The sequence below is a fragment of the Pseudomonas kitaguniensis genome (genome assembly GCF_049199985.1).
Taxonomy (GTDB): Bacteria; Pseudomonadota; Gammaproteobacteria; order Pseudomonadales; family Pseudomonadaceae; genus Aquipseudomonas; species Aquipseudomonas kitaguniensis.
Genome location: NZ_JBLZPT010000017.1, coordinates 79,069 through 105,520 on the forward strand (window position 1 = coordinate 79,069; position 26,452 = coordinate 105,520).

The 26,452-nt window shown below is 60.7% G+C and carries 24 protein-coding genes; 19 read left to right on the forward strand and 5 right to left on the reverse strand.

Annotation, left to right across the window (positions count from 1 at the left end; all coding sequences use genetic code 11):
* Window positions 1-17 precede the first annotated feature (17 nt).
* The 5 genes from ACOZK9_RS19785 (at window position 18) to rarD (ending at window position 5,725) form a co-directional block, all read left to right on the forward strand.
* Complete coding sequence (locus ACOZK9_RS19785; protein ID WP_421556385.1) at window positions 18-755, forward strand: ComF family protein; 738 nt, start codon at window positions 18-20, stop codon at window positions 753-755.
* 57 nt (window positions 756-812) lie between these two features.
* Window positions 813-1,577 carry a TOBE domain-containing protein gene (locus ACOZK9_RS19790; RefSeq protein ID WP_421556386.1) on the forward strand — a complete coding sequence of 255 codons (765 nt, stop codon included), beginning with the start codon at window positions 813-815 and terminating at the stop codon, window positions 1,575-1,577.
* A gap of 89 nt (window positions 1,578-1,666) precedes the next feature.
* Window positions 1,667-3,565, forward strand: coding sequence for a PhoX family protein (locus ACOZK9_RS19795; protein ID WP_421556387.1), 1,899 nt, complete (start codon window positions 1,667-1,669; stop codon window positions 3,563-3,565).
* 184 nt (window positions 3,566-3,749) lie between these two features.
* Window positions 3,750-4,724: a serine/threonine protein kinase gene (locus tag ACOZK9_RS19800; protein ID WP_421556388.1), complete on the forward strand. Its 975-nt coding sequence runs from the start codon at window positions 3,750-3,752 to the stop codon at window positions 4,722-4,724.
* A 116-nt stretch (window positions 4,725-4,840) separates the two neighbouring features.
* A complete protein-coding gene (rarD, locus tag ACOZK9_RS19805) occupies window positions 4,841-5,725 on the forward strand; it encodes an EamA family transporter RarD (RefSeq protein ID WP_421556389.1) in 885 nt (294 codons plus the stop codon).
* 110 nt (window positions 5,726-5,835) lie between these two features.
* Here rarD and ACOZK9_RS19810 read toward each other — a convergent pair whose 3' ends face one another.
* Entirely contained in the window at window positions 5,836-6,348 is a 513-nt protein-coding gene (locus tag ACOZK9_RS19810) for a glycine cleavage system transcriptional repressor (RefSeq protein ID WP_058415225.1), read from the reverse strand.
* A gap of 290 nt (window positions 6,349-6,638) precedes the next feature.
* Between ACOZK9_RS19810 and ACOZK9_RS19815 the strand changes: the two genes are divergently transcribed.
* On the forward strand, window positions 6,639-8,816 hold the full coding sequence (locus ACOZK9_RS19815; RefSeq protein WP_421556390.1) for a malate synthase G: 2,178 nt from the start codon (window positions 6,639-6,641) through the stop codon (window positions 8,814-8,816).
* 59 nt (window positions 8,817-8,875) lie between these two features.
* On the opposite strand, the gene ACOZK9_RS19820 is transcribed toward ACOZK9_RS19815, so the two are convergent.
* Window positions 8,876-9,250, reverse strand: a complete 375-nt coding sequence (locus tag ACOZK9_RS19820) for a hypothetical protein (protein WP_152749331.1) — start codon at window positions 9,248-9,250, stop codon at window positions 8,876-8,878.
* 132 nt (window positions 9,251-9,382) lie between these two features.
* A complete protein-coding gene (locus ACOZK9_RS19825; RefSeq protein ID WP_122251753.1) occupies window positions 9,383-9,829 on the reverse strand; it encodes a response regulator in 447 nt (148 codons plus the stop codon).
* Between the two features lie 246 nt (window positions 9,830-10,075).
* Between ACOZK9_RS19825 and ACOZK9_RS19830 the strand changes: the two genes are divergently transcribed.
* The 9 genes from ACOZK9_RS19830 to ACOZK9_RS19870 all read left to right on the forward strand — a co-directional run bounded on the left by ACOZK9_RS19830 (window position 10,076) and on the right by ACOZK9_RS19870 (window position 22,048).
* The gene (locus ACOZK9_RS19830; RefSeq protein ID WP_421556391.1) at window positions 10,076-12,010 is read left to right on the forward strand and encodes a putative nucleotidyltransferase substrate binding domain-containing protein; all 1,935 of its coding nucleotides are present in this window, start codon (window positions 10,076-10,078) and stop codon (window positions 12,008-12,010) included.
* Window positions 12,007-12,714, forward strand: a complete 708-nt coding sequence (locus ACOZK9_RS19835; protein WP_058415221.1) for a 3'-5' exonuclease — start codon at window positions 12,007-12,009, stop codon at window positions 12,712-12,714. Before ACOZK9_RS19830 ends, ACOZK9_RS19835 begins: the two co-directional genes overlap by 4 nt.
* A gap of 132 nt (window positions 12,715-12,846) precedes the next feature.
* Window positions 12,847-13,365 carry an RNA polymerase sigma factor gene (locus ACOZK9_RS19840; protein WP_421556392.1) on the forward strand — a complete coding sequence of 173 codons (519 nt, stop codon included), beginning with the start codon at window positions 12,847-12,849 and terminating at the stop codon, window positions 13,363-13,365.
* Complete coding sequence (locus ACOZK9_RS19845; RefSeq protein ID WP_421556393.1) at window positions 13,362-14,357, forward strand: FecR domain-containing protein; 996 nt, start codon at window positions 13,362-13,364, stop codon at window positions 14,355-14,357. The genes ACOZK9_RS19840 and ACOZK9_RS19845 overlap by 4 nt, the downstream gene beginning before the upstream one ends.
* A gap of 140 nt (window positions 14,358-14,497) precedes the next feature.
* Window positions 14,498-17,323, forward strand: a complete 2,826-nt coding sequence (locus ACOZK9_RS19850) for an acyltransferase domain-containing protein (RefSeq protein ID WP_421556394.1) — start codon at window positions 14,498-14,500, stop codon at window positions 17,321-17,323.
* Between the two features lie 143 nt (window positions 17,324-17,466).
* Window positions 17,467-19,896 carry a TonB-dependent siderophore receptor gene (locus tag ACOZK9_RS19855; protein WP_421556395.1) on the forward strand — a complete coding sequence of 810 codons (2,430 nt, stop codon included), beginning with the start codon at window positions 17,467-17,469 and terminating at the stop codon, window positions 19,894-19,896.
* Window positions 19,897-19,958: 62 nt separating this feature from the next.
* A complete protein-coding gene (locus tag ACOZK9_RS19860; protein ID WP_152749327.1) occupies window positions 19,959-21,062 on the forward strand; it encodes a PepSY-associated TM helix domain-containing protein in 1,104 nt (367 codons plus the stop codon).
* Window positions 21,059-21,241 carry a hypothetical protein gene (locus tag ACOZK9_RS19865; RefSeq protein ID WP_058415216.1) on the forward strand — a complete coding sequence of 61 codons (183 nt, stop codon included), beginning with the start codon at window positions 21,059-21,061 and terminating at the stop codon, window positions 21,239-21,241. The genes ACOZK9_RS19860 and ACOZK9_RS19865 overlap by 4 nt, the downstream gene beginning before the upstream one ends.
* 177 nt (window positions 21,242-21,418) lie before the next feature.
* Window positions 21,419-22,048 carry a glutathione S-transferase gene (locus tag ACOZK9_RS19870; RefSeq protein ID WP_421556396.1) on the forward strand — a complete coding sequence of 210 codons (630 nt, stop codon included), beginning with the start codon at window positions 21,419-21,421 and terminating at the stop codon, window positions 22,046-22,048.
* A gap of 52 nt (window positions 22,049-22,100) precedes the next feature.
* Here the strand turns inward: ACOZK9_RS19870 and rloA2 are convergent, their stop codons facing one another.
* A complete protein-coding gene (gene rloA2, locus ACOZK9_RS19875; protein WP_058415214.1) occupies window positions 22,101-22,601 on the reverse strand; it encodes a retropepsin-like aspartic peptidase RloA2 in 501 nt (166 codons plus the stop codon).
* A gap of 170 nt (window positions 22,602-22,771) precedes the next feature.
* Between rloA2 and ACOZK9_RS19880 the strand changes: the two genes are divergently transcribed.
* The gene (locus ACOZK9_RS19880) at window positions 22,772-23,671 is read left to right on the forward strand and encodes an acyltransferase (RefSeq protein WP_421556397.1); all 900 of its coding nucleotides are present in this window, start codon (window positions 22,772-22,774) and stop codon (window positions 23,669-23,671) included.
* Here ACOZK9_RS19880 and ACOZK9_RS19885 read toward each other — a convergent pair.
* Window positions 23,668-24,240, reverse strand: coding sequence for a DUF2780 domain-containing protein (locus ACOZK9_RS19885; RefSeq protein ID WP_058415212.1), 573 nt, complete (start codon window positions 24,238-24,240; stop codon window positions 23,668-23,670). The genes ACOZK9_RS19880 and ACOZK9_RS19885 overlap by 4 nt on opposite strands.
* A 151-nt stretch (window positions 24,241-24,391) precedes the next feature.
* Here ACOZK9_RS19885 and ACOZK9_RS19890 point away from each other — a divergent pair, with 151 nt between their 5' ends.
* The 3 genes from ACOZK9_RS19890 (at window position 24,392) to ACOZK9_RS19900 (ending at window position 26,236) form a co-directional block, all read left to right on the forward strand.
* Window positions 24,392-25,018: a sigma-70 family RNA polymerase sigma factor gene (locus ACOZK9_RS19890; protein WP_421556398.1), complete on the forward strand. Its 627-nt coding sequence runs from the start codon at window positions 24,392-24,394 to the stop codon at window positions 25,016-25,018.
* Entirely contained in the window at window positions 25,015-25,692 is a 678-nt protein-coding gene (locus ACOZK9_RS19895) for an anti-sigma factor (RefSeq protein ID WP_058415210.1), read from the forward strand. Before ACOZK9_RS19890 ends, ACOZK9_RS19895 begins: the two co-directional genes overlap by 4 nt.
* Before the next feature lie 85 nt (window positions 25,693-25,777).
* On the forward strand, window positions 25,778-26,236 hold the full coding sequence (locus ACOZK9_RS19900) for an anti-sigma factor domain-containing protein (RefSeq protein ID WP_058415209.1): 459 nt from the start codon (window positions 25,778-25,780) through the stop codon (window positions 26,234-26,236).
* The last annotated feature ends 216 nt before the right edge of the window (window positions 26,237-26,452 follow it).

Below are 26,452 nucleotides of genomic sequence, written 5' to 3' on the forward strand. Positions count from 1 at the left end.
ATATTTAAGGAAGATGCATGCACTGTCAACCTGGATACAAACACCAAGTTTACAATTGGTTAAAAAGCAACCAAATATGTTTAATCTGTGATGAAACCACCGAATCCGCCGAGAGCGTGTGCGGCGTCTGCGAATCCGAGCTGCCCTGGCTGATGGAACAGTGCGGGGTGTGCGCCTTACCGCTGCCAATGGACGGTTTGATCTGTGGCCAATGTCAGAAAAAACCGCCCGCGTTTAAACACGTGGTCGCGCCCTGGAGCTACAGCTTTCCCGTCGACACCCTCATCAGCCGCTTCAAGCATCAATCGCGCTGGCCACTTGGCCACCTGCTCGCGCGAGCGCTGGGCCAACACCTGCAACACCGCTTCGACAACGCCGAACTTAACCGACCCGACTGCCTGCTGGCGGTACCGATGGCGCGCAAACGCCTGCGCGAGCGCGGCTTTAACCAGGCATTGATGCTGGCGCGTTGGCTTAGCCAAGACCTCAATATTCAGCACGATGAACACCTGTTGTTACGCCCGCATGAAACCATCGCGCAACAAGCCCTCGACGCCAAAAGCCGTCACCGCAACCTGCTGACTGCGTTTGCACTGGCACCCGGCGCTCAAGCGCAAGGCCTGCACTTCGCGCTGGTGGACGATGTGCTAACCACCGGCGCCACCGCCCACAGCCTGGCGCGCTTGTTGATGGACGCCGGCGCGCGCCAGGTCGACGTGTATTGCCTGGCGCGCACGCCCAAACCGGGCACATGACTTGACTCGCGCGTGCCGCGCCTGCAACGTCCACAGACCTCATCGAAGCGTATCCACATGCCTCTGCCGACTTCCCTCAGCCAACACATCATTCGCCGCCCCCAGCGCATTGCCTTGCTCGCGCACATCGCCGAGCAGGGTTCGATCACCCGCGCGGCCAAAAGCGCCGGGCTGAGTTATAAGGCGGCGTGGGACGCCATCGATGAACTGAACAATTTGGCGCAAAAGCCGCTGGTCGAACGCAGTGTCGGCGGCAAAGGCGGCGGCGGTGCCAAGCTGACCGCCGAAGGTGAGCGCGTGTTGCGCCTGTATCAGCGCCTGCAGGTGTTGCAGGCGCAAGTGTTGGGCTCGGACCAGGACGCGAGCGACTTCAACTTGCTCGGCCGCTTGATGCTGCGCACCAGCGCGCGCAACCAATTGCACGGCCAGGTCAGCACAATCGAGCGCCATGGCCGCAACGACGTGGTCAGGCTGCAACTGTCGGGCGGCCTTAGCTTGACTGCGCAGATCACCCACGACAGCACACAGCGGCTGGAGCTGGAAACCGGTGTCGAGGTGGTCGCCTTGATCAAGGCCGGTTGGCTCGAACTGCTTGCCATTGGGCAAGCTGCAACACCTGGACACAATTGCATGAGCGGTGTTATCGAGACGATTCTCGATGCCGATGACGGCCCCAGCGAAGTGCGCATCAGCCTGCCTAATGGTCAGGTTTTGTGCGCGCTGGCGCAGCCCGCCGCGCTCAAGGCCCAAGGCGCTGCCGAAGGGCTGCCGACCCAGGTGCAATTTGCGCCCAGCAATGTGTTGCTCGGCACACCGGTGTAGCGGCGAACGCGCTGCACGCGCCTTCAAACTGCAACAATTTCGTCATGGCCGCTGCTTAAGGTGTCTGCAAAAACCGCAGGGAGCCTCGCATGAGCCTATTAGAAGAAAACCAAGCCACCGACCTCGAAACCATGGTCGGCCTCACCCGCCGTCGTTTCATCGGCGCGGGCGCCCTGTGCGGTGCCGCGATGTTTTTGGGCGGCAACCTGCTGACCCGCAGCGCCTTGGCCGTCAACGCCGCCACCGCCAGCCCGTTGCTGGGCTTCACCAGCATCGCCGCAGCCACCAGCGACGCCATTACGTTGCCGCCGGGCTACAGCGCCTCGGTGCTGATCAGCTGGGGCCAGCCGCTGCATAAAAATGCGCCGGCGTTTGACCCGTCCGGCAACGGCACGGCTGTCGCCCAAGAGCAGCAATTCGGTGACAACAACGACGGCATGAGCCTGTTCGCGTTCCCCGGCGACGACAATCGCGCATTGATGGCGATCAACAACGAATACACCAACTACCGCTACCTCTACCCGCACGGCGGCGCGCCGCAATCGGCCGACGACGTGCGCAAAGCGCTGGCCACCGAAGGTGTGTCGGTGATCGAAGTGCGGCGCAAGGGCAACACCTGGCAGTTTGTGCAGGACTCGCGCTACAACCGGCGCATCCACGGCAACTCGCCGATCCGCCTGAGCGGCCCGGCGGCTGGCCACGCGTGGCTGAAAACCAGCGCCGACCCCTCCGGCAAAAAAGTTCTCGGTACGTTCCAGAACTGCGCCAACGGCAAGACGCCGTGGGGCACTTATCTGACCTGCGAAGAGAACTTCACCGACTGTTTTGGCAGCAGCAACCCACAGCAAACCTTCGACGCCGGGCAAAAGCGCTATGGCGTAGTGGCGGCCAGCAAAGAGATCAATTGGCACCCGCACGACCCACGTTTCGACATGGCAAAAAACCCCAACGAGCTCAACCGTCATGGTTGGGTGGTTGAAATTGACCCGTTCGACCCGCAATCCATTCCGGCCAAGCGCACCGCCCTGGGCCGGTTCAAACACGAAAACGCCGCCCTCGCTGAAACCCGCGACGGTCGCGCCGTGGTGTACATGGGCGATGATGAGCGCGGTGAGTTCATCTACAAGTTCGTCAGCCGCGACAAGATCAACCACAAGAACCCCAAGGCCAACAAAGACCTGCTCGACCACGGCACCTTGTTCGTGGCGATTTTCGACGCGGGCGACGGCAACGCCGACCACCCCAAAGGTAAAGGCCAGTGGGTTGAGCTGACGCACGGTAAAAACGGCATCGACGCCAGCAGCGGTTTCGCCAACCAGGCCGAAGTGTTGATCCACGCGCGCCTGGCCGCCAGCGTGGTGAAAGCCACGCGCATGGACCGCCCGGAATGGATCGTGGTCAGCCCCACCGACGGCCAGGTTTATTGCACCCTGACCAACAACGCCAAGCGCGGCGAAGACGGCCAGCCAGTAGGCGGCCCCAACCCGCGCGAGAAAAACGTCTACGGGCAGATTTTGCGCTGGAAAGCCGATGCGGGTAACCACGGCGCCAGCACCTTCAGTTGGGACCTGTTTGTGGTCGCCGGCAACCCCGGTGTGCATGCCGGTACGCCGAAGGGTGGCTCGTCCAACATCAACCCGCAGAACATGTTCAACAGCCCCGATGGCCTGGGTTTCGACAAGGCCGGGCGCTTGTGGATCCTGACCGACGGCGACTACAGCAACGCAGGCGACTTTGCCGGCATGGGCAATAACCAGATGTTGTGCGCTGACCCGAGCACCGGTGAGATACGCCGGTTTATGGTCGGGCCGGTGGCGTGTGAAGTCACCGGCATCAGCTTCTCGCCGGATCAGAAAACGCTGTTTGTAGGGATTCAGCATCCCGGCGAGACCGGTGGTTCGACCTGGCCGGAGCACCTGCCGAACGGTAAGCCGCGCTCGTCGGTGATGGCGATTCGGCGGGATGACGGGGGGATTGTCGGCGCCTGATTGGGCCTCATCGCGAGCAAGCCCGCTCCCACACAAGCCCGTTCCCACAGGTGACCGAGCCCACAGCTTTAACGGTGGGCGCGGGCTTGCTCGCGATGGCGGTGGCACAGTCACCACCTATCCAGCCCTTGGTGCGTTACCATACCGGGCCGGACGCGGCGACCTGCTGCGCGCAGGAGTTCGCATGGCCCATCCGTTTGAAACACTCACCCCCGACCTGGTACTCGATGCTGTCGAAAGTATCGGTTTCCTCAGCGATGCTCGCGTGCTGGCGCTCAACAGCTACGAAAATCGTGTTTACCAAGTGGGTATTGAAGACTCCGAGCCGCTGATCGCCAAGTTCTACCGGCCCCAGCGCTGGACCACCGAGGCGATCCTCGAAGAACACCGCTTTACGTTCGAATTGGCCGAATGCGACGTGCCGGTGGTCGCCCCGATGATCCACAACGGCGAAAGCCTGTTCGAACACGCAGGTTTCCGCTTTACCCTGTTCCCGCGCCGCGGTGGCCGCGCGCCGGAGCCGGGCAACCTCGACCAGTTGCATCGCCTTGGGCAATTGCTCGGCCGTTTGCACGCGGTGGGTTCTACCCGCCCGTTCGAACATCGCGAAGCGTTGGGGGTGAAGAACTTCGGTCACGACTCCCTCAACACCTTGCTGGAAGGTAACTTCATTCCCAAAAGCCTGCTGCCGGCCTACGAGTCCGTAGCCCGCGACCTGCTCAAGCGCGTCGAAGCAGTCTACAAAGCCACGCCGCACAAAAACATCCGCATGCACGGCGATTGCCACCCCGGCAACATGATGTGCCGCGATGAGATGTTCCATATCGTCGACCTCGACGACTGCCGCATGGGCCCGGCCGTGCAGGACTTGTGGATGATGCTCGCGGGCGACCGCCAGGAATGCCTCGGCCAACTGTCGGAGTTGATGGACGGTTACCAGGAATTCCACGACTTCGACCCACGCGAACTGGCGTTGATCGAACCCCTGCGCGCCTTGCGCCTGATGCATTACAGCGCCTGGCTCGCGCGGCGTTGGGATGACCCGGCGTTCCCGCACAGCTTTCCGTGGTTTGGCAGCGAGCGCTATTGGGGCGATCAGGTGCTGGCGTTGCGTGAGCAACTGTCGGCACTTAACGAAGAACCGCTCAAGCTGTTCTGACCATTGCCCCTGTGGGAGAGAGCGTGCTCCCTCTCACATTAGGCAAAGCAGATCCCATCGGCTGACAAAAATCCTTACAATTGCGCTTTGTCAGCTGCCCGAGCAAGGATTCTGCAATGCACGCCGCCAACCCCCGCAAGGGGTACATTCTGGGCCTCAGCGCCTATATCTGCTGGGGCCTGTTCCCGCTCTACTTCAAAGCCATCGCCAGTGTGCCTGCCGCCGAAATCATCGTGCACCGCGTGTTGTGGTCCGCGCTGTTCGGCGGTTTGCTGTTGATGGTGTGGAAACACCCCGGCTGGTTGCGTGAACTGCGCGACAACCCCAAGCGCCTGGCGATTCTGGCACTCAGTGGCTCATTGATTGCGGGCAACTGGCTGACCTATGTGTGGTCGGTCAACAGCGGGCGCATGCTGGAGGCGAGCCTCGGTTACTACATCAACCCCTTGGTCAACGTGCTGCTGGGCATGCTGATTCTGGGTGAACGCCTGCGTCGTTTGCAGTGGGTAGCCGTGGGGCTGGCAGCATTGGGCGTGGCGCAACAAGTGTGGCAAGTCGGTAGCTTGCCGTGGGTGTCGCTGGTGCTGGCGCTGACGTTTGGCTTCTACGGTTTGATCCGCAAGCAGGCGCCGGTCAAGGCGTTGCCGGGGCTGGTGGTGGAAACCTGGATGCTGGTGCCGATTGCCGTCGCATGGTTGCTGTTCAACCCGTCGGCGCACACTGCGCAACTGGCCTTCTGGAGTACCTCCGAAGCCTGGTGGCTGGTGGCCGCCGGCCCAATCACGTTGGTGCCATTGGTGTGCTTCAACGCTGCCGCACGGCATTTGCCCTACACCGCGCTGGGCTTTTTGCAGTACGTAGCGCCCACGCTGGTGCTGTTGGAAGCGGTGCTGCTGTTCGGTGAACAACTCGCGCCGAGCACGCTGATCGCGTTCGCGTTTATCTGGGCCGGGCTGGTGGTGTACAGCGTGGATGCCTGGCTGACCATGCGCAAACGCTGATCAAATAACGTACAACCTCCTGCAAGCCACAGCCGGTTTGGCTTGCAGGCATTCACCCCAAGGTTATCCACAGGCCCATGCAAGATTTCCATGCATAACCCTGTGGATGATTATTCCTCGTTGCGCAGCTCCACCATCAAATCATCCGCCAGGGTTTCCAGCGACGTCTGCAATGCCTCTAACGACAACGTTGACGGCACTCGCAACAATGCCTCGGCATTAAACAGCGGGTCACCGCTCATCGGTGCGGGGCGTACATCAGTGCTCAAGCGCTCCAGGTTGACGCCCTGCTGGCTCAATAGCGCGGTGATCTCGCGCACAATCCCCGATCGGTCGTTGCCCACCAGCGTCATCAAAATCGCCTTCGACGCCGATGCCTGCCCCGCACTGCCCTCGCCCACCAACACGCGAATGCCTTGTGTGGATAAGTCCTCCAGCGCATTCACCAGATCCTGACGGCTTTCGGCAGGCACACTGACGCGCAAAATACCGGCGAACTGCCCGGCCATATGCGCCATGCGGCTTTCCAGCCAGTTGCCACCGTGGGCAGCGATGTTTTGCGCGATACGTTCAACCAAACCGGGTTTGTCGGCGGCGATAATAGTCAGTACAAGATGGTCCATGGCGAAGCCCTCTGGTGCTCATGGGTTTTTCGCGAGCAAACTCGCTCCTACAAGGTGGACGCATGCGTACACGAAAACAAATCGTGTACCATTTTTATATTTATCTGGAACAATCCAATAGTTTCTTGAGAACATCCCGTGCCGCAGTGTGACCGCACGGCCAAAATGGGTCGCTAAACGACGTATTTAGTCTAATTTTCACAACCGCAAGCCATCATGTAGTATGCCCAACCGTGCACTACATAATGAAAATCTGAAAAGCGCATCAGCTCCGCAGAGTGAGGGAAGCAATGACTGAACACGTTCAAGTCGGTGGCCTGCAGGTCGCCAAGGTCCTGTTCGACTTCGTCAACAACGAAGCCATTCCCGGCACCGGCATCACTGCCGACCAGTTCTGGGCCGGCGCCGACAAGGTCATTCACGACCTGGCTCCGAAGAACAAAGCCTTACTCGCCAAACGCGATGATTTCCAGGCACGCATCGACACCTGGCACCAGGCACACGCAGGCCAGGCCCACGACCCGGTGGCCTACAAAGCCTTCCTGCAAGAGATCGGCTACCTGCTGCCGGAAGCCGCAGACTTCCAGGCTTCGACGCAAAACGTCGATGACGAAATCGCGCGCATGGCAGGCCCACAACTGGTCGTGCCGGTGATGAACGCGCGTTTCGCGCTCAACGCGTCCAACGCGCGCTGGGGCTCGCTGTATGACGCGCTGTATGGCACCGACGCCATCAGCGAAGCCGGCGGCGCCGAGAAAGGCCAGGGCTACAACAAAGTCCGGGGCGACAAGGTGATCGCCTTCGCCCGCGCCTTCCTCGACCAAGCCGCGCCGCTCAGCGCCGGCAGCCATGTCGACTCCACCGGCTACAAGATCGTTGATGGCAAGCTGATCGTCAGCCTCAAAGGCGGCAGCAACAGCGGCCTGCGCGATGATGCACAGTTGATCGGTTTTCAGGGCGACACCGCGCAACCCATCGCGATACTCCTGAAAAACCACGGCCTGCATTTTGAAATACAAATCGACGCCAGCACGGCGGTCGGCCAGACCGACGCCGCCGGCGTCAAAGATGTGCTGATGGAAGCCGCACTGACCACCATCATGGACTGCGAAGACTCGGTTGCCGCCGTCGATGCCGATGACAAAGTGGTGATCTACCGTAACTGGCTCGGCCTGATGAAAGGCGACCTCGCCGAAGAGGTGGCCAAGGGCGGCAAAACCTTCACCCGCACCATGAACGCCGACCGCGTGTATACCGGCGTGGATGGCCAGGGTGTGACGCTGCATGGCCGTTCATTGCTGTTTGTGCGCAACGTTGGCCACCTGATGACCATCGACGCGATCCTCGACCAACACGGCAACGAAGTGCCCGAAGGCATTCTCGACGGCTTGCTCACCAGCCTCGCGGCGATTCACAGCCTCAGCAGTAACAGCACCCGCAAAAACACCCGCACCGGCTCGGTGTACATCGTTAAGCCGAAGATGCATGGCCCGCAAGAAGCGGCGTTTACCAACGAGCTGTTCGGCCGTATCGAAGACGTGCTTAACCTGCCGCGCAACACCCTAAAAGTCGGCATCATGGACGAGGAGCGCCGCACCACGGTCAACCTCAAGGCCTGCATCCAGGCGGCCAGTGAGCGCGTGGTGTTTATCAACACTGGCTTCCTCGACCGTACCGGCGATGAAATCCACACCTCCATGGAAGCGGGCGCGATGGTGCGCAAAGCAGCCATGAAGGCCGAAAAATGGATCGGCGCCTACGAAAACTGGAACGTCGATATCGGCTTGAGCACGGGCCTGCAAGGTCGTGCGCAAATTGGCAAAGGCATGTGGGCAATGCCCGACCTGATGGCCGCGATGCTTGAACAGAAAATCGCTCACCCATTGGCCGGCGCCAACACCGCCTGGGTGCCCTCGCCGACGGCGGCGGTACTGCACGCGTTGCACTATCACAAGGTTGATGTGTTCGCGCGTCAGGCCGAATTGGCCAAGCGCGAGCGCGCCTCGGTAGACGACATCCTGAGCATTCCGCTGGCCAGCAACACCGATTGGTCCGACGAAGAAATCCGCAACGAACTGGACAACAACGCTCAGGGCATCCTCGGTTATGTGGTGCGCTGGATTGACCAAGGCGTTGGCTGTTCGAAAGTGCCGGACATCAACGACGTCGGCCTGATGGAAGACCGCGCCACCCTGCGCATCTCCAGCCAACACATCGCCAACTGGTTGCGCCACGGCATCGTCAACCAGGCCCAAGTGCTGGAAAGCTTCAAGCGCATGGCGCCGGTGGTAGACCGCCAAAATGCCGGGGATGCGCTGTACCGCCCACTGGCGCCGGATTTCGACAGCAACATCGCGTTTCAAGCCGCGCTGGAGTTGGTGATTGAAGGCACCAGGCAACCCAACGGCTACACCGAGCCGGTGTTGCACCGCAGGCGTCGGGAGTTCAAGGCAAAGATGGGGTTATAACTAACGAACGGAGACGTCCCTGATCAAAAGATCAGGGACTGATGCTGCGGCACACTCAGTTACGAATAGATGTAGTTCAACTTGGCCGTCCCCTTGATCTCCAAGTCGCGCCGCCCATCGTTGAACTTCCCACTGAACGTATAGGCCAGGTTGTCAGTTGAGTTCGTGGATACCACTACAACCGTACCCGCTACAGGCATAGGAACCAAACCACCGCCCAGGCCGCATGTGAAGTTCGGACCCGTCTCTTCAAACGTGTAAGTCGTGGTGCCATCCTTGATGGGAGGGATAAATGCGATTGAGACGGAGGTATGGGTCGCAAGATCCCTGCTCTGAAAGTAATCATTACTGCCCGCAACGGCTGTAGAACGGGAGGTGCGAATAACTTTACCGTCGTGAAAAATCTCTGCGTTAATCTCGGCGTCAACGTTCATGGCTGATCCCTGTTTTGATCGATGGAGGAGCGACCAATTCCAGCGGCCGCGCACTCATCCAGTAAACAGGCACTCCCACAACTTGCCTACTGTCAGAATTGACAGTCGTCATATAAGGCAGATACGTGGAAACTACTGAGCCATCCCCAACTCGCGCTTGACCATCTTCGCCAATTTCACGCTATCAATCGGCTTGAGCAAAAAGTCCACCACGCTCAAATGCATCGCATCAATCACATCCGGCGCTTCGGCATCGCCCGACATAATGATAATCGGCAGCGCCGCCCGCGTAGAGCTGCGCACTTGGCGAATCAATTCCAAACCGCTGCTCGGGGCCATTCGCAAGTCGGTAATCAACAGCCCTATGGAGCTGCTGGCGTTCAGTAAGTCCAACGCTGCCTCGCCACTTTCGGCGGTCATGCAGCGAATGCCGTCCAGGCCCAGGATCTCCGCCAGTAATTCGCGCGCGTCCTTGTCATCGTCGACAATCAACACCCGTTGTGGCGGTAAATCGGGCTCCAGCATCACAGCATTCAACGCCTCACGCTCGGCATCGCTCAAAATATCGTGGTCGGACATACATTTCTCAGCAGTTTTCATCAATCTCCCAGCACACTCGTCAGACATCTGCAGAAGGGCGTTCAATGTGCACTTCGTCGGAAAGTTTGCCTAGTGGGCGTTTTACGGGGTTTGGACGATAGTCATGTAAGGTTTTTCCCTAGTTTGGTGCGACTTTTGTCGACCTAGACTTACGTCCAATGGGCACCCGCTGCGCAGAAGTCGACCATGCAGGACGATAACGACAAAAAAAACGCGGTCACTGTTATGAGTAAAGCTGATGCTTTCACGCAGGCGGGGAAAACTGCCGTGTTGCAGAACATCCACGGCACCCTGCAATTTTTGCAACGCTTCCCGCCCTTCAACCAAATGGAAAACGCACACCTGGCGTTTCTGGTTGAACAGTGCCAATTGCGCTTCTACGGCCCTGGCGACAGCATCCTCAAGCCGTCGGGCGGTCCGGTGGAACACTTCTATATCGTCAAGCAGGGCCGAGTGGTCGGCGAACGGCCGCAGTTAAATCAACAAGCAGCCGAAACCACCTTCGAAATCACCACCGGCGAGTGCTTCCCGCTGGCTGCGCTGCTGGGCGAACGCGCAACACGCACCGAGCACAAGGCGGCCGAAGACACGTTTTGCCTGCAACTGAACAAGCCTGCGTTTATCAAATTGTTCGCGCTTTCCAGCCCGTTTCGCGATTTTGCCCTGCGTGGCGTGAGCAGCCTGTTGGATCAGGTTAACCACCAAGTGCAGCAAAAGGCCGTGGAAACCCTCGGCACCCAGTACTCGTTGAACACCCGCCTCGGCGAATTGGCCATGCGCCATCCGGTTACTTGCGGCCCGAACACAGCGTTGCGCGAGGCGGTGAGGTTAATGCACGAGCAGCAAGTGGGCAGCATCGTGATCGTCGACGAACACAAGGCGCCGCTGGGGATTTTCACCCTGCGCGACCTGCGCCAAGTGGTGGCCGATGGCACCGGTGATTTTAATCAGGCCATCGAACTTCACATGATCAAGGCACCGTTCTTCCTCACGCCGGACCACAGCGCGTTTGATGCCGCCATCGCCATGACCGAGCGGCATATCGCGCATGTGTGCCTGGTCAAAGACCAGCGCCTGTGTGGCGTGGTGTCCGAGCGCGACCTGTTTTCGCTGCAACGCATTGACCTGGTGCACCTGGCCCGCACTATCCGCAACGCGCCACGCGTGGAAAACCTGGTTGCGATTCGCGGTGAGATCGGCCAATTGGTTGAACGCATGCTGGCGCATGGCGCGTCGTCCACCCAGATTACTCACATTATTACGCTGCTTAACGATCACACCGTGTGCCGGGTGATCGAGCTGACCCTGGCCGACAAGGGCGACCCCGGCGTGCCGTTCAGCTGGTTGTGTTTTGGCAGCGAAGGGCGCCGCGAGCAAACGCTGTTTACCGACCAGGACAACGGCATCCTGTTCGACGCCAAAGACGCCGCCGAAGCCGCAGAGATTCGTGGCCGCTTGTTGCCCCTCGCGCAACAGGTCAACCAGAGCCTGGCGTTGTGCGGCTTCAGCTTGTGCAAGGGCAATATCATGGCCGGCAACCCCGAGCTGTGCCTGTCGCGGGCCGAATGGGCGCGGCGCTTCGCAGCGTTTATCCGTGAGGCAACACCGGAGAACCTGCTGGGGTCGAGCATTTATTTCGATTTGCGCGTGGTGTGGGGCGACGAACAAGGCTGCGAGCAACTGCGCCAGGGCATTCTGGATCGGGTGGCAGATAACGCGCTGTTCCAACGCATGCTGGCTGAAAACGCCTTGCGCCAGCGCCCGCCGGTCGGGCGTTTTCGCGACTTTGTGCTAACACGACAGGGCGGCGAAAAGGCCACACTCGACCTCAAGGTGCAGGGCCTCACGCCGTTTGTCGACGGCGCCCGCCTATTGGCGCTGGCCAATGGCGTGCACGCCAACAACACGCTGGAGCGCCTGCGCCAGTTGGTACTCAAGGACGTGATTGAGCCGCTGGACGGCGCTGCGTATGAAGAGGCCTACCACTTTATCCAGCAAACCCGCATGCAGCAGCACCAGTTGCAAACCCGTGAAAACCAGCCGTATTCCAACCGAGTCGACCCCGATAGCCTCAACCATCTGGACCGGCGCATCCTGCGTGAATCGCTGCGCCAGGCGCAACGCCTGCAAAGCAGCCTGACATTGCGGTATCGGCTGTGAGCGTGTTCAGTTGGCTGCGCACCAAAAAACCCGGGCTCAACGCCGCACAACAGCGGCGCCTGGAGCAATTGCCCAAGCCTGCGCTGCTCAGTGATGTGGCCCTGCGCAGCCAACGCTGGGTTGTGGTGGACCTGGAAACCAGCGGCCTGAACCTCAACCGTGACCAGGTGCTGTCGATCGGCGCCGTGGTGATCGAGGACGGCGCGGTGGATTTCTCGCAGATGTTTGAGCGCACCTTGCAACGTGCCGAAACAAAACTCAGCCCCAGCGTGTTGATCCACGGCCTCGGCCCCAGCGCCATCGCCGCCGGCAGCGATCCGGTCGAGGCACTCCTCGATTTCATGGCGTTTGTGGGTGACAGCCCATTGCTGGCGTTTCATGCGCCGTTCGACCAGCACATGCTGTGCCGGGCGCTCAAAGACAGCTTGGGTTATCGCCTGGCTCATGCGTTTCTCGATGTGGCTGACATCGCCCCGCTGCTGTGCCCCGAAGCGAACATCCGCGAGGCCGGGCTCGACGACTGGATCAACCACTTCAAGCTGCAGGTGGGCGAACGTCATCACGCCAGCGCCGATGCATTGGCCACGGCGGAGCTGATGCTGATCTTGCTTAGCCGCGCACGTCAGCAAGCCATCCACAGCCCGCAAGCGCTGCAAGCGCGCCTGAACCAACGCAAACGCCGTAACCAATCACCCTCGTTCTAACGTGTGGCGAGCGGGCTTGCTTGCCACGGTAGATAGTGGCCAACGGCCTCTTACCCGACAGACGCCAATTGCGCCCACAGCACGCCTCTGACACAATCGCGAATAATTCTCGTTAGTTTATTCGGTGATGCCTTGTCGTCGGCCCAGACCCCACACAGTGAGCTTGTTGGCGCGTTGTATCGCGACCATCGTGGCTGGCTGCTGGCCTGGCTGCGGCGCAACGTGGCCTGCCCGAGCCGTGCCGAAGACCTGAGCCAAGACACGTTCATGCGCCTGCTGGGCCGCGATGAGTTGCACGCACCGCGCGAGCCGCGGGCCTTTCTGGTGGCCATCGCCAAAGGGTTGCTGTTCGACTATTTCCGGCGCGCGGCCCTGGAACAGGCTTACCTCAACGAACTGATGCGCGTCCCCGAAAGCGAACAGCCCTCGCCCGAGCAACAGCAACTGATCCTCGAAGACCTCAAGGCCATCGACCGCCTGCTCGGCACGCTGTCGAGCAAAGCCCGCGCCGCCTTCCTCTATAGCCGCCTCGACGGCCTTGGCCACGCGCAAATCGCGCAGCGCCTCGGCGTGTCAGTCCCGCGTGTGCGCCAGTACCTGGCCCAAGGCATTCGCCAGTGCTACATCGCCCTCTATGGCGAGCCGCTGTGAGCGTAACCAGTTCCAAACCGGTCTCGGCCCGCGTGCTGGATGCCGCGATTGCCTGGCAACTGTCGCTCGACTCGGGCGACGGCAGCGCCGTTGAGCAAGAAGAGTTCACTAAATGGCTGGCCAACGATGAAGAGCATGCGCGCGCCTGGCGCCAGTTGGGCATGCTCGACCAGCGTTTCAGCGTGGCCTCGGGCCCGGCGCGCGCTGCGTTATTGCAGTCGCGCCAAAGCATTCGCCAGCGGGTGCGCAAGCTGGGCAGCGGCCTGGCGAGTGTTGCGCTGGTGATCGGCCTGGCGTTGTTTGCCGGCGAGCGTTACGTGCCGGTCCACTATTGGCTGGCCGACCAACGCACCGCCACCGGCGAACAGCGCACGCTGAAACTGGCCGACGGCACGCTAATCAACCTCAACACCCACAGCGCAATCGACGTGCGTTTTGATGAAAAACGTCGCCTGATCGTGTTGCAGGAAGGCGAAATCCTTGTCGAAACCGGGCACAACGATGCGCGCCCGTTTTATGTGCAAACCCGCGATGGCCGCCTGCGAGCGTTGGGCACACGGTTTATCGTCAGGCGCGAAGCCGCTGCCACCCGCTTGAGCGTGCTGCAGTCTGCCGTGGCCGCGCAGCCGCAGGCGTTGCACCAGGAGCAGGTTTTCAAGCAAGGCCAGCAAGTGTTGATGCGCAGCGACGGCCTCGGCCCGGCGCTGGCCGTCACCCCCGCCGCCGACGCCTGGACGCGCGGCATGCTGGTGGTCGACAACGCCCGCCTGGGCGATGTGGTCGAGGAGCTCAGCCGCTACCGCAGCGGCTACCTGGGGGTGGATAAAACCGTGGCCGACCTGCGCATCACCGGCAGCTTCCCGCTGCACGACACCACCTTGGCGCTCAACGCGCTGCTGCCGACGCTGCCGGTGCAGATCGAGCAGCACACGCCGTGGTGGGTGACCGTTACCGCGCTGCCAGTGCAAGGTAGCTCCGTCGGCAATAATTGAATCAACACTATTTCGAAACGATCCAAGAAACTGTCATTTATAACAGGTTCACCACTTACATTTTTGCCCTCCAATGAGCCTTCGCTTTTCCAGCCCCCTGCTGTTTAGAGCGCTCCTGTCAGGCCAACGAGGATGCTTCCATGTCAACTCAGCTCAACATATCCCATCAAAACTACGTCTTCGCCTTCCCTGGCCAGGGCAGCAACCCCTGTGGTGCGCTGGCCGATTTGTACCAGCACATTCCTGAAGCCAGGGGCCGCATTGACGAGACTTTGGCAATTATCGAAAAAGCGGCGGCGCAATACGAACCCCATACGCAACCAGGTTTGCTAACCCAGGTCATACTGACCCGCGACCACACACTGCCTCTGCCTTCGGGTGTCGCCCAACTGGCCTTGTATAGCACGGCCGTGGTGCTCAACCAGTTGCTGCAGGCGATAGGCATCGTGCCCGCCCTGATCGTTGCCCAAAGCTTCGGCGAGATTGCTGCACGAGTCTGTGGCGGCGCGTTCGATATTGCACAAGGCGCACGCGCGGTCTGTGCCCTCAACGCCGCCTACCGCGACGAGGAGGGGCGAGGCAGCATGTTGGCAATCAACCTTTCAGCGCAAGACACTCAAGCGCTGCTGGACCGCTTCCCTGAGTCGAACCTGGTAGTGGGCTCCGTCAACGCGCCAGCTCAATGCATCATCAGCGGTGAGACGGCAGACCTTGAGCATCTGCTAGCCAACCATCACGACGGCGCACACCCTTTGCGCCCGGTCTCGATCGCTTACGCTTCGCATTACCCTCATCACGTGGACGTCGCCCGACGGCTCTACGAAAACCTGCAGCCGCTGACATCCAAACCCTTGAGTACGCCGATTTACTCCACTGTTCTGGGATCTCGTTACGAGCCCGAGGATGACCTGCATCAAATGTTTACACGCGGCGTTACGCAACCGACCAACCTGCCCTACACGTTGCAGCAACTGCCAACTGACGAACACACAGTGTTTATCGACCTCGGGGTGAACAGTGGCCTCTCTATTTGCATCCGCAAAAGCCTGCACAATGCACAGACCTACGCGCCGCTTGCTCAAACCATCGAAACCCTGCGCCACTTGCTGGTCAGAGCGCCGGTCGAACAGGAGGCAATCGTTGCCCTGCGCCAGCTTGCCAGTGGCCCAGTCGATAGACAGACTCACCTGCAAATAGCCGAGATTTTCAGCGAGCCGGAACTCCATCCTCGCGCCAACCAAACCGACCACGACAGGCATCGGCACACCTACCAACGCTTGCAGTACCTGATGCGCCAACTACCGGAAGGCATTCATGGCTTTGCCCAACCCCAATTACTGATGGCCGTGGCGACTCATGCGGCGATCAATGATCCCTCGCTGTTCATGGGCTGCGTGATTCAGCAAGGCTTGTGCATCGGCACACTCTTGGCTTTCGAGAAGGATCACCCGAGTGCCGCTCAGTGGCGACGCAAACTGGAAACCGGCGAGACCTTGGGGGTTTACGCGCTGACCGAGATAGGTCGCAGCAACTCGCATATGGGCGCCTCTGTTGAGGCGATCTTTGACGCGCAGACTCGCACCTTTGTGCTGAACACGCCGAACAAGGCGGCCCTGAAATTCGCCAATGTCGGTATTAATAACCTGGACAAGGTGGGGGTGGTGTTTGCCCAACTAACGGTTCAGGGCCAGGCATGCGGTGTATTCGCTTTTGTGCTGCCGCTGAGTGACGCCCAAGGACCGCGACCAGGTATTTCCATGTCGTCACCGGCGGAAATTCGCGCAGTACCGCTGGACTACGGCTTGGCAAGCTTTGATAAAGTCAACCTGCCCTTCGATGCGTGGCTTCGAGATGGCGCCTCAATCGACGCATCCAACCACTTCCATGATCCGCTGGGTAGCACCGACCGCCGGCTGATTCGTTCTTTATTTGCGCCCAAAAACGTATGGGCGATGGTCGGTATCGGCTTGAGCTCCGTGATGCTTGCGTGTTCAACCCTGGCCCTTACCCATGCGAACCGGCGCACCACGCAGGCACGCATCGGTAACGGCACAGGGTTACTGGCTTTTCGTACCCAACGCCGCGCGCTGTTCGGTTGCTTGGCCACGGCGTATGTCATGAAGTGCTTTGCCAATGACTCCGCTCGGCTGTGGATCGAAGGCACGGCCAGTCAGGCTTCGCTGCAAACCACCGGCACGGGTGACGTAACGTGGACACCGTGGGCCGCCATCAGCCAGACCCTGGCGCTGACCAAAGCCCTATGCGCACCGGCAGCCGAAGCGCTGGCGACAGAATGTCGATTGCGCTGCGGTGTAGCCGGCGCGCTCAACCTTAATCGTTTCGCCGACTACGAAGGCATGGCCAAGATATATCAAGATGCCGGTGGTAATAACCGCATGATCTTGCTGGACGCCGCCAAGGTTTTGATCGGACAACCCTTAAGCGAACCGACCCCGCCAAACCCGCAGGCTGAACTGGATGACGCTGAATACTGGCAAGCCATGGCGCGCACTCTTGAATACCGCTTGCTCAAACAAGTGGCCGAGCATGTCGCCATGCACTGTGTCGAGGGTGAAGACGATATGCAGGTCTGGAACTCTCAACTGATGGTCGTTGCACGCGCGGGTGAGGCCTACGCGCAGCGTCTTGCCATTGAGAGCGCGGTGCTGGCAAGCAACTCACTGACACAAGAGCTGCCCAAGCAAATTGGCAGCGCGTTGTGTGGCCTTTACGTACTGGAATACCTGAACAAGCATGCCGCCTGGTTCATCAGCGAAGGCCTCATGGACATCCCACGTTACCGCGCACTGGAGGCAACGTTGGATTCGCTGAGCGATTTCCTGGCTACTCACGTCGAGCTGTTGATCGAAGCGTTCGGCCACGGCGATGCCACGCGCGCGGCGATCGCCGATACCGGTCATTACCCCGAAGCACTGGCGAACAAACTGCAGTGGGCGATCGGCTAACCGGTGCAGCTCTCCTGAGCCTTCAGGGCCATGCGGTGCGAAAAGTTGTGTGCTCACAGATTTATTTTCGCTTGGCCCTATCACTTTCTGAATCTCGCTCGGCACATAGGCAATTGCGAATTACTTCCATTCAGGAACCCCCTATGTCCCGCACGCTAGACACCTTGTTGCGCCCCAGCCTGTTAGCCATGGCCATTGCCCTCAGCGCCCCGCTGACCAGCCCGTTGTTGATGGCTGCCGAACAGGCCGCCAGCGTGCACGCCTACAACTTGCCTGCCGCGCCGCTTGCCACCACCTTGAACCAGATCGCCAGCCAGGCGGGCCTGGCGCTGACCCTCAACCCTGCGCTGGCGGCGGGCAAAACCTCGGCACCGGTCAACGGCCAGTTCGATGCTCAAGGCGCGCTGCGTGAGGCGTTGCGTGGGACGGGGTTGCAGTTGGAGCAGAGCAGCGCGGGGTCTTTTACGCTGGTAGCGATTCCTGAGGGCGTTGTGGCGCTGCCGCAAACCAATATCACCGGGCAAGGCGATAATGAAAGCGCCTGGGGCCCGGTGGACGGTTACGTGGCAACACGCACGGCCGCCGGCACCAAGACTGATACCGCATTGGTCGAAGCGCCCCGCTCGATCTCCATCGCCACCCGCGAACAGATGCAGGACCGCAACGTCCAGAACCTGGATGACGCGGTCAAATACATGCCCGGCATTGTGTCCGCCAGCTACGGCAGCGACACGCGCTACGACTGGATGCGCGTGCGCGGTTTCGAGCCCACTCATTTTCTCGACGGCCTGCCACTGCCGCGCGGCGTGTACGCCAACCCGAAAGCCGAAACCTGGAACCTCGACCGTCTCGCCTTGCTGCGTGGCCCGGCCTCCTCGGTCTACGGCCAGACGCCACCGGGCGGTTTGCTGGACATGGTCAGCCGCCGTCCAAGCGCCGAAGCGAGCAATGCCATTCAAGTGCAGTACGGCAGTGACAATTATCGCCAGATCAACTTCGCCAGTACCGGCAAGATCGATGACGAAGGCCAGTTCCTTTATGGCGTCAGCGGCGTCGTAAGGGACGCCGACACCCAGGTCGACCATATCGACAACAAGCGCTACAACATCGCGCCCAGCCTGACGTGGAATATCGACACCGACACCAAACTGACGCTGCTCTCGCAGTTCACCCGCGACGACACCGGCACCACCAGCCAGTTTTTGCCGATTCAGGGCACCAAGATAAACTCGCCTTTGGGTGAGGTTTCTCATCACAAGAACCTCGGCGACCCGGACTACGAGTTTTACGACCGTACCTACTACGCACTCGGCTATGCGTTTGAGCATCGCTTCAACGATACCTGGCAGTTCAAGCAGAACCTGCGGTACACAAAATCGGAGTTGGCTTTCCAGCAATTGACCGTGGGTTCCTATGCCTTTTCCCCGGCTGATGCTGCCGGCAATATCAGCCGATCGTCGACTAATGTGGACGAGAGCATCGGCCAGTTCGCGGTCGACAACAACTTCCAGGCTGACTTTGCTACCGGCGACGTCACCCACACCCTGCTGCTCGGCCTGGACCATCAGCGTACCGACACCTCTTATCTGTCGATCTTCGGCGGCGCCGGGACTATCAACATTTTCAACCCAATCAACACCCAGCCTACCGTACGCCCGGCACGCTCCACGGCGTTCTACGACTACAACCAGAAAACCATCCAGACCGGTCTTTACGCCCAAGACCAGATGGCTTTGGACAAGTGGCGCCTGACGCTCGGCGGCCGTGAAGACTGGGTGCATCAGGGCACCACTTACTTCAACAAGAACGACGCGACCAACACCGACCGTAGCAAAAACTTCAGTGGCAATGCGGCGTTGAGCTATGTGTTCGACTCAGGGTTCGTGCCGTACCTTTCCTATGCAGAATCTTTCCAGCCCGCGAGTAACGCCAGTGTCTCGCCGACCGAATCGTACAAACCCACAGAAGGCAAGCAATGGGAACTGGGGATCAAATACCAGCCGCCCGGCTCCAACACTCTGCTGAGTGCGGCGGTTTACGATCTGACCCAGAAAAACGTGCAGGTCACCCGCTTCCAGGCCGGTGGCGTCTCGGTTACCGACCAGACCGGCGAAGTGAAGGTCAAGGGCCTGGAGCTGGAAGCCGTGTCTGACGTGAACGATAACCTCAAAGTGATCGCCGCCTACACGCTGGCCAAGTCCGAGGTACAAAAAGGCCAATACAAAGGTAATCGTCTGCAACTGATGCCCGAGCAGCAGGCTTCACTGTGGACCGACTACACCTGGCACGCCGGTGTACTCGACGGTTTCGGCATTGGCTTTGGCGCCCGCTACACCGGCAACACGTATGGCGACCAAGCCAACACATGGACCGGCAAGGCTAACGCTTACACAGTATTCGACGGTGCAGTGCACTATGACCTCGGCCGCTTGGACAACAGCCTCAAAGGTGCTTCGGTGAAGGTCAACGCTACCAACCTGTTCAACAAGGACTACATTTCCACCTGCGACGGTTCCTACTGCTACTTCGGCGATCAACGTAGCGTGGTCGCCAGCGCTACGTACCAATGGTAATCGGCTGAGTTAATAACCAAGCCGTCCCCCGGGGCGGCTTTGGTGTGTCTGAAGGCTAGAAAATGAAAAGCAAAACCATCCGCCGCTGGTCCTTCATCCACACCTGGACCAGCCTGATCTGCACGGTGTTCCTGCTGCTGCTCGCCCTGACCGGCCTGCCGTTGGTGTTTCACCACGAGATTGATCACCTGCTGGGCAACGAGCCTGAACTGGCGCAGATGCCCGCCGACACCCCGCAGCTGAACCTTGAGCAATTGGTGGCCAAAGCCTCGGCACATCGCCCCGGTGAGGCGCTGCAGTACCTGGCCTGGGACGAGGACGACAAGAACGGCGTGATCGCGATCATGGCCGCCACCGCCGGCACGGAGCCCAACGCATCGCACACATTCATGCTGGATGCGCGCAGCGGTGAAGCGGTGGAGATGCCGTCGGCCAACGGCGGCTTCACCCTGTTCCTGCTGCGCCTGCACGTCGACATGTTCGCCGGCCTGCCGGGCAAGTTGCTGTTGGCGTTCATGGGCCTTTTGTTTGTTGTGGCGATTGTTTCGGGCACGGTGCTGTACCTGCCCTTTATGCGCCGCTTGAAGTTCGCCACCGTACGCAAAGACAAATCCACCCGCCTGCGCTGGCTCGACCTGCATAACCTGATCGGCGTGGTCACCTTGACTTGGGCGCTGGTGGTGGGCGTGACCGGCGTGATCAGCGCCTGCGCCGACCTGATCATCGCCGCCTGGCGCACCGACAGCCTCAGCGCGATGATTGAGCCGTACAAAAACGCGCCGCCGCTGACCCAGCGCGCCCCGGCCACCGACCTGCTGACCATCGCCGCCAAGGCAGCGCCGGGCATGCAGCCGGACTTTATCGCCTTCCCCGGCACGCGCTTTTCCAGCGAGCACCATTATGCGGTGTTCATGAAGGGCAGCACGCACCTGACCTCGCACCTGCTGACGCCGGTATTGATCGACGCCAGCACCCTGGCCGTCACCGCCATCGCCGAGCGGCCGTGGTACATGGACGCGATGGGCATGTCCCAGCCACTGCACTTTGGTGACTATGGCGGCATGCCGATGAAGGTCCTGTGGGCAGTGCTGGATGTGCTGACCATCATCGTATTGGGCAGCGGCGTTTACCTGTGGGTCGTGCGGCGCAAGGCGGCCAAGGTATGAAGCCGCGCCAGTCGAGTTTCTGGAAAGTGTTTGGTATTCCGTTGGGGATTGGCGTGCTCAGCGCGGCAGGGTTGTTTGCGGCGTTGCTGGGCGATGGGCTGTGGGATTCGCTCAGTTGGGTGGGGCTTGGTGTACCAGCGCTGATCGGTGTTTGGGCGTTGTTCAAGCAGCGCGGCTGAGGACGCTATCGGGAGCAAGCCCCCTCCCACATTTTGAACTGTGAACGCGCTTAAATGTGGGAGGGGCGGTGCGACGATTCGACTTGCTCCCGATGAGGCCCTGAAAAACACCCACACACCCTCGCCAGGCGCCGCGCAACCCTCTAGGCTAGCCGCTGCCCATCGTGAGGAATGCCCATGTCCACCCCCAGCATGACCTTGTTCCACAACCCCGCTTCACCGTTTGTTCGCAAAGTGCGCGTGCTGCTGATCGAGACCGGCCAGCAAGACCGCGTGGCCCTGCAAGGCTGCATGCCGACACCGGTGAGCCCCGATGCGCAGGTGGTGCAAGGTAACCCGGTGGGCAAGATCCCGGCCCTGCGCCTGGCCGACGGCACGGTGTTGCACGACAGCCGGGTGATACTCGATTACCTCGACTATCAGCATGTCGGCAACCCGCTGATCCCGCGTGATGGCTCGGCCCGCTGGCGCCGCCTGACCCTGGCCTCGATGGCCGACGGCATCCTCGACGCGGCGGTGCTGGTGCGTTATGAAACGGCCATGCGCCCGGTCGAAAAGCACTGGGAGCAATGGCTGGAGGAGCAGCGCAACAAGATCCGCCGCACCCTCGCCGAGTTGGAGCAAGACGCCATTGCCGAGTTGACCAGCCATTTCGACATTGCCGCCATCAGCGTGGCCTGCGCCTTGGGCTACCTCGACTTCCGCCACCCCGACCTGCAATGGCGCACCGCTAACCCCAAGCTTGCCGATTGGTACGCCGAGATCAGCCAGCGGCCTTCGATGCTCGAGACCCAGCCGCCGGTTTAACGCCAAATCAAGCAGGCGTTGTGCTGAGAGCCTGTTGTGGCGAGCCAGCCGGTCAGCAGTCCGGCTTGTCAGCCGTGTAACGGCGCGCCGGGTTTACCGCCGCGCCGAACTCACGCAGCGCCTTTGCCCCAATCAGCAACGGGTAGTTAAAGCTGCTGCGGTCGGTGAGGTTGACCTCAACCGTGCGTTTAACGTCGCCCAGGCACATCTCCAGGTCGATCACCGGGCGCTTGGCCACGGTGGCTTCGTCCTTGTCATCGTCTTCGTCGGCGCGGCTCTTGATCTTGCTGATGCGCGACACCTTGTGTTCGTAGACCTTGTCGCTGGCATCCTTGCCGCCGATGCGGAAGCGCACCCAATCGTCGCCGTCACGGGTGAAGGTTTCGATGTCGCGGGCCGACAGCGAAGCGGTCAGCGCGCCGGTGTCCATCTTGGCCTTGAAGGTTTGGCCGATCTCCGGCAATTGGATGTATTCGTAGCGACCGTAAAGGGTCGGTTCGGCCGCCATGGCCGGCAGGGCAACCAGGGCGAGCGAGGCAAGGAGCAGTTTCACGAAGTGATTTCCTCGAAAGAAGTAGGCGAATTCTAGACCGCAAAAGCCATCATTAGTTAGTGCTCAACCCTACCGGTCAGCGTGTGAAACATTCGTCAGGCGATTTGTGATTTGGCCTGCAGAGCCGGCTTGCTTATCATGGCCAGCCCACAGGATTCCAAGAGTTACTTATGCGCCGCCTGCTCACCGGCTGTTTCGTCACCCTGCTGTTATTGCTTAACACCCTGGTGCTGTTCGGGCCGTTGATGGTGTTTGCCCTGCTCAAGCTGGTGGCTGCGGGGCGCTATCGCGACGCTGCGTCGCGGGCGGTGATGTGGATCGCCGAGACCTGGGCCGAGATCGACAAATTAATCTTCTCGCTGTGCATCCCCACGCAATGGGACATTCGCGGCGGCGGCGATTTGCGCAGCGACACCTCGTACCTGGTGATCAGTAACCATCAGTCGTGGGTCGATATTCCGGCACTCGTCCAAGCGCTTAACCGGCGCACGCCGTTCTTCAAATTCTTCCTGAAAAAAGAGCTGATCTGGGTGCCCTTCCTCGGCCTGGCCTGGTGGGCGCTGGACTACCCGTTCATGAAGCGCTACACCAAGGCATTCCTGGCCAAGCACCCGGAACTGGCGGGCCAAGACCTGAAGATCACCAAACAGGCCTGCGAGCTGTTCAAGCGTCAGCCGGTCACGGTGGTTAATTACCTTGAGGGCACGCGGTTCAGTGCGGCCAAACACACGCAGCAAAATTCGCCGTTCAATCGCTTGCTCAAACCCAAGGCGGGCGGCGTGGCTTTTGTGCTGGCGGCGATGGGTGAGCAACTGGACGCGGTGCTCGACGTGACCGTGGTCTATCCGTCTCAAACGCAGCAGCAAAAAATTCCGGGGTTCTGGGCGTTGATCAGCGGCGCAGTGCCGAAGGTGATCATCGATATACGCACGCGTGAGCTGGACCCGGCGTTGTGGCAAGGGGATTACGAGAACGATCCGGCTTTTCGCCAAACCGTCCAGAACTGGGTTAACCAGCTCTGGAGCGAGAAGGACGCGCGCATCGAACAACTGCGCGCCGAGCGTGCTTAGCCGCCAGTGCCCCAGGCCTGGGCCAGTTTGCCGAGCACCGAGCTGTTGGCGCCCTGGCCGCCGAGGTATTGCAGGATCACCGGCGCAAACTGGCCGACCATACCGCTGTCCATGCCCAGCGCGCTGAACGCGGTGTTCAGGTCGTTGGTGCTTTTCACATTACCCAGCACGCTGTCGAGGCCGCTGGTTTTGCTGCCGCCGCTCTGGCCGAGCATGCCGCTCAAGGCACCGAGGCTGCCCAGCGAGTTGCTGCCCGACAATTGATCGAGGCCCGGCACGCTCTTGCCCAGTTGCGAATAATCGGTGCTGCTCAGTTGGTTCTTGGCCAGGCCGAGCATGGCCCCGGTGCCGCCGACGGCTTGCTCGGGGGTGATGTTCAGTTGCGAGGTCAAGGCGCTCAGCAACCCGGCGGTCTGCGAACTCGGCGCTGCAGCGGCCGCCTTGTTGTTGCCGCCTTGGGCAGCGGAAACGGCATTGGCCACCTCACCCAGGCTGAAACCTGCGGCAAACACCGGGCTGGCGGCCACGGTCAACAGGCAGGACAAGGCAAAACCGCGTGAAATCTTCATCAAGACAACCTCTGAGTGTAAGAGCTAAAAGCAGCCGTTTGACTGACCGTGCCGAGGGATTGTTCCCCGCCACAGAATAGTTCGCCGCTGGCTGCATCCAAGTGCCCTCGCGCCGCGTATATCGAGCATGCGCCGTCCGGAGTTGGTTGGAATGAACGCTCAAGCTAGACTACCCTCTGCCTACCGTGCGCAGCCCCGTCGCCCTCGTTCGAGTGCTTGGAGAAGCCCTATTTCCACCCACGACACCGACCCGTTGCAGCCGTTGCTGGCGCAATGTGCGCTAGGCAACCGCCAAGCCTTCGAAACCCTCTACCGCCGTGTTTCACCGCGGCTGCACAGCGTTGCGTTTCGATTCATGGGCCGCTCCGACCTCGCCGAAGAGGTCTTGCAAGAGGCCTTCGTGCGCATCTGGTACAACGCCTCGCGTTACGAGGCGCACTTGGCGGCGCCGATGACCTGGATGGTCAACATCACCCGCAACCTGGCCATCGACCAACTGCGCAAACGCCGCGAGCAACCCTTGGCCGATGGCCAACAAGAGGCCTTGCTCGACGACAGCCCCAGCGCCCACGAACAACTCCACAGCGAGCGCGAAGCCCGCGCCCTCAACCGCTGCCTCGACACCCTCGACGGCATGCAGCGCCAGTCGATCACCGTGGCTTACTTTCAGGGCCTGTCGTGCGCGGAGTTGGCCGAACACTTGGCGGCGCCCCTGGGCTCGGTCAAATCCTGGATTCGCCGCGGCATGGAGCGCCTGCGCAGGTGCCTTGAATCATGAATTACCAAACCACCGCCTTGCGCCGCGCCCTCGCCGCCGACTATGCCATCGGGTTGATGCCCGCCACCGCGCGTCGACGTTTTGACCGCCTGCTGCTCGACGATGCGGCGCTGCGCGCAGAACTCGGCCACTGGCAGGACGCGCTCGCCAGCCTCACCGGTGCTCTGCCCGAACGCCCGGTGCCGGGCCACGTGTGGGCGGGCATCCAGGCGCGCATCGAACCGCACGTGCTGCAGGTGCCTGCCAAAAAACCGCTGTGGATGAATGTTCGCTTGCTTGGGGCAGCGTTCGCCGTGGTGCTGGCGCTGTTTGTGGGCGTGCTTTACCAGCGCGATACCGGCGCGCAATACAACGCCACGTTGGTCAGCGCAGGCCAGCAACCGGCGTTGCAGGTACGCGCATTTGCCGACCACCTGCAAGTCGAGCCGTTGGCCTTGGCCGCAGTGGAACCGACGCGTGACCTGGAGTTATGGGCGATTGCGCCCGGTGCTAAACCGGTCTCGCTGGGCGTAGTACCGAGCGCTGGCAAGGGGCGAATCCAGCTGACCAAACAGCAGCAGGCGCTGCTTAAAGCACCACTGACCCTGGCCGTGAGCCTGGAGCCACACGGCGGTTCGCCCACCGGCCAACCGACCGGACCGGTGCTCTATCAAGGCCAATTGGCATCACTTTAGCGACGATAGGCGGTGATGGGTTCAGGAACCCATCCCGATAAACAGGGTCCATGAACTGACTACAAAATTTGTCAGGAAGAGACTTATGACTGCGATCCAACCCGAAGTGATCGAGAACAAACCCTCATTCTGGAGCGGCCCACGCCTGTTCATCGGCGCCTGTTTGGTCGTGGTTGCCGGTGTCGGCGGCGCGCTTTACACGCAGGACAGCGTCAAATCCGCTGCCACGTTGGTGACCACCGAGCAACAGCCCGCCGCGCAAATTGTGGCCCACAAGGATTACCTGGAAGTGCAGCCAATCGCTGCCACCGCGCCCGCGCCAGACCAGAGCCTGGAGCTGTGGGCTATCCCGGCCGACGGCGCGCCGATCTCCCTGGGCCTGCTGCCCGAAGACGGTAAAGGCATCATCGGGCTGAACCCGCGCCAGCAAGCATCCATCAGCAAGCCGGTGAACTTGATGGTCAGCTCCGAAACCAAAGGCGGCTCGGTGAGCAAGCAACCAACAGGCCCGACGGTCTACCAAGGCGCCTTGGCCGCTCGCTGACACTCCCAGCCACTGCCCCCTACTCCCCCACTTACCCACTACCTAATGTGGGAGCCAAATGTGGGGCCTAATGTGGGAGCCAATGTGGGAGCCAATGTGGGAGCCAATGTGGGAGCCAATGTGGGAGGGGGGGGGGGGGGGGGGGGGGGAAAAAAAAAAAAAACCAAAAAAAAAAAAAAAAAAAAAAAACAAAACACCAAAAACCCAAAAAAAAAA